Genomic DNA, 3179 nt, shown 5'->3' with positions numbered 1-3179 from the left:
CGCCCAGCCGACGGTCGGCGCCGCGCCGCGCAGCACCAGCGGCGTGGTCGGCCCGACGGCCAGCGCACTCGTCACCCGCTCGCCTTTCGGCAGGCCTTCCAGCGCGCGGTTGAGCCAGCCGGATTGCACCCGGCCGGGGCCGGCAAAGCCGCTTTCGAGCACATCCTGCCCGTCGAAATGCGAACGGTCGCGATAAGGCGTTGCCACCGCGTGGATCACCGCCGCCTTCCTGTCGCGATACATCCGCGAAAATTCCGGCATCGCCGGATGCAGCGAAAAGAAATTGTCGAGCGGCAGCGCCGCGTTCGGCCCGCCCGACGACAGCGCGATCGCGCCATGCAGCCCGGCATAATCAGGGTCGCCGATCGGCGCAACGGTAGCGAGCCCGTCCAGTGCGCCGCGCAGGATGATGACCACCAGCCGCGGATCGCGGCCGTCGACAGCGCGCGCGAATTTCGGCAAATACGCCCATGCCGCAAAGGAAGCGCCGCCGAGCAACACGGCGCGCCGCGACGTCACCGATGACCGCAGGTCCTCGCAGCAACCCAATGTATCCATCGACATCATCTCCTCTGGAATTCCGGCGACATCAACAGCAGCGCCAGCGCCTGCTGCCGCGATTCCGCCCGCTCGATGGTGCGCCGCGTCTCTATCGACGCCATGTCGGCAGCGGCGAGTTCGAGCAGGTCGCGCGGATCGACGCCCTCGGCGATCCGTGATGCAATCTGCGTCGAGATATCTAGCCTGAGCTTCATGCCTTCCGGCGCCAGCCATGCGGCGTTGCTGTCGGCAAAACCGTTCGGCCCCGACGGCGACCATAGGGGCTGGCCGAGCGTCCTCAGGCCGCCGAGATAGAGATTGGGATTGTTCGGAATCTGCGCCAGCAGTCGGCCGGCCGCGATCAGGAATTCGTAAGGCGAGCGGATTTTGGAAAGCGGCGCCCGCCACGCCTCGTCGGAATCGACCAGCGCCAGCGCCAGCGCCTTCAGGTCGCCGTCGGTCCTGGTGAAGACATCCGCCAGCCGCGCCACCAGTGCCGGCGGCGGATCGTCCGATACAAAATGGCGCGCGAATTTTCCCGCAACGAATTTCGCGGTCGAGGGATGCCGCGCGATATCCTTGAGCACCGCCTCGCCCTGCGTGACATCAGCGGCGTCGTAAATCTTTCCCATCACACGCTGCGCACCCGGCTGGTGCGCATTGGCGTTGAACACGAAGGTGCCGGGTTCGCCGAGCTGGCCCTGTCTCCCCGCATACGTCCATCCCGTAATCACGTTGGCGAGCGCCGTCACGTCGTCCTGCGAATAGCCGCCGCCGACGCCGAGCGTATGCAGTTCCAGAATCTCGCGGGCGAGATTTTCGTTCAGTCCGCGGTTGCGATTCCTGCCGGCGCGCGAATCCGGGCCCAGCGATTGCTGGTTGTCGAGGAAGAACAGCATCGCCGGATGCTGCTCGACCGCCTTCAGCATGTCTGCGAAGCGTCCGAGCACATGCGGCCGGATCGCCTCACGCTCGAACGAGCCGGCCCACATCTGCGCCAACCCGCCCTTGGCCGCCGAAATGCAGAAATGATTCGACCAGAACACGACTAACCGCTCGGCAAATCCGCCGTCGGTGATGACGGCGCGCTGCAGCCGCGCCAGCGCCTCGGCCCGAAAGGTTTTCTGGATGATGTTGAGCTCGGCCGAGCGCAATGGTGATGGCTTTGGCGGAGCAGGCTGCATCGTCTCGCCCCCCACCATCGTCGCATTGTCCGGCGGCTTCGCGGGCTGCTCCTTTGGCGCCATCTCCATCGCGATGCTGTTGAGCGAAAGGTTTCGCCGCTGGCCCTTGGCTTCCGGTTGCGGCGATGCGCCCTCGCCCGCTGCCGGCGGCGTTGCAGATTTGGCGGCGGCATCGCGCGCCCGTTGAACCTCGAACTGATAATCGAACGCCGCCTTGCCGAGCGCGGGCGTCGACTGCAGTCCCGGCACTTCGAGCAACGCACCGTTGGGACGGTTGAGCTCCGCCTTGACGAAGCCGCGCGGATCGGACGCCGCATTGAGAAAATCGCCCGAAGCCCCGCCCCGCGCGCCGAAACCGAAGCGATTGAGGGCAACGAGGGCGGCTTGCGAATCGCGGGCCATCGGATTTCCCTAAAACTTTCCCGGGCGTATAGTGACGCAATATAACGTGCTTCGGTGTGAACCCACGATTAATTCCGCGTCAGGATGCGGTCTCATTGATGACAAATCGCAGGGAACATCAACCAGCCTCGCGACGCCTCGCCTGCGCAGGCTGCGGCACCGAATTCGGCTGCAACCCATCCGGGCCTTGCTGGTGCAGCGACGAGGCGTTCCGCATGCCGATGCCGGTCGACGGCGGCGATTGTCTCTGCCCGGACTGTCTGCGCAAACTCGCCAAACAACGCACGAGCGCGGCGTGAGCAGAAAATGGAATGTCAACGCTGTCCTGCTCGACATGGACGGCACGCTGCTCGACACCGAGAAAGTCTATTTCGAGAGTCTCATCGCCGCGCTCGCGGCCGGCGGCTATACCGATGACGCGGCCGCGCTGTGCCACGCCATGGTCGGCCTTCCCGGTCCGGCCTGCGAGGCCATGCTGCTCGACCGCTACGGCGCCGACTTTCCGCTCGCCGACATCAACCGCGCCTTCCTCGCCAACCGCGACCGGTTGATGGAAGCCGGCCTGCCGCTTAAATCCGGCACGCTGGAACTGCTCGACGCGCTTGCCGCCGCCGATTGCCCGATGGCGATCGTGACCTCGTCGTCGCGGCGCACCGCGGAAGCGCACCTCACGCTGGCCGGAATCCGCGAGCGGTTCGAAACCGTCCTGACCTGCGACGACGTCGCGCGCGGCAAGCCGAGCCCCGATTTGTACCTGCTGGCGGCGTCGCGGCTTGGCGCAAGCCCCGGATCTTGCGTCGCCATCGAGGATTCCAATCACGGCGTGACCGCTGCGCATGCTGCGGGGGCCATCACGATCATGGTGCCGGACATGGCGCCACCGACCGAAGAGACCCGCGCCAAATGCGTGGCCGTGCTGCCGGACTTGAAGGCAGTGCTCGCAATGCTGCGCGAGCGCGGGAAGTTTGGACGCCGCTCGTTGTAGCCGTCATTGCAAGAATGCGTAGCAACCATTAAGCGCTGAGCGGTGTTTCGGTCCAGGGGGTGCCGCGC

General features: G+C 65.9%; 3 protein-coding genes. 1 reads left to right on the top strand and 2 read right to left on the bottom strand.

Annotation, left to right across the window (positions count from 1 at the left end; genetic code table 11):
- Together CQ14_RS00110 and CQ14_RS00105 are read right to left on the bottom strand one after the other, a co-directional pair.
- Positions 1-558: DUF1501 domain-containing protein (locus tag CQ14_RS00110; RefSeq protein WP_156434580.1), on the bottom strand; the 558-nt coding region annotated here is incomplete at its 3' end.
- A gap of 5 nt (positions 559-563) precedes the next feature.
- Positions 564-2126, bottom strand: a complete 1563-nt coding sequence (locus CQ14_RS00105; protein WP_057855938.1) for a DUF1800 domain-containing protein — start codon at positions 2124-2126, stop codon at positions 564-566.
- 295 nt (positions 2127-2421) lie between these two features.
- Between CQ14_RS00105 and CQ14_RS00100 the strand changes: the two genes are divergently transcribed.
- Positions 2422-3111, top strand: coding sequence for an HAD family hydrolase (locus CQ14_RS00100; protein ID WP_057855937.1), 690 nt, complete (start codon positions 2422-2424; stop codon positions 3109-3111).
- Positions 3112-3179: the final 68 nt, after the last annotated feature.

This window comes from Bradyrhizobium lablabi, assembly GCF_001440475.1.
GTDB classification, from domain to species: Bacteria; Pseudomonadota; Alphaproteobacteria; order Rhizobiales; family Xanthobacteraceae; genus Bradyrhizobium; species Bradyrhizobium lablabi.
Note: the sequence above shows the minus strand (reverse complement) of the source record. Positions and strands in the feature narration are given on the sequence as shown.

What these genes read in the sequence shown, in the direction of transcription:
- CQ14_RS00105 (WP_057855938.1), bottom strand. Translation starts at nt 2,126, where the DNA reads ATGGCCCGCGATTCGCAAGCCGCCCTCGTTGCCCTCAATCGCTTCGGT.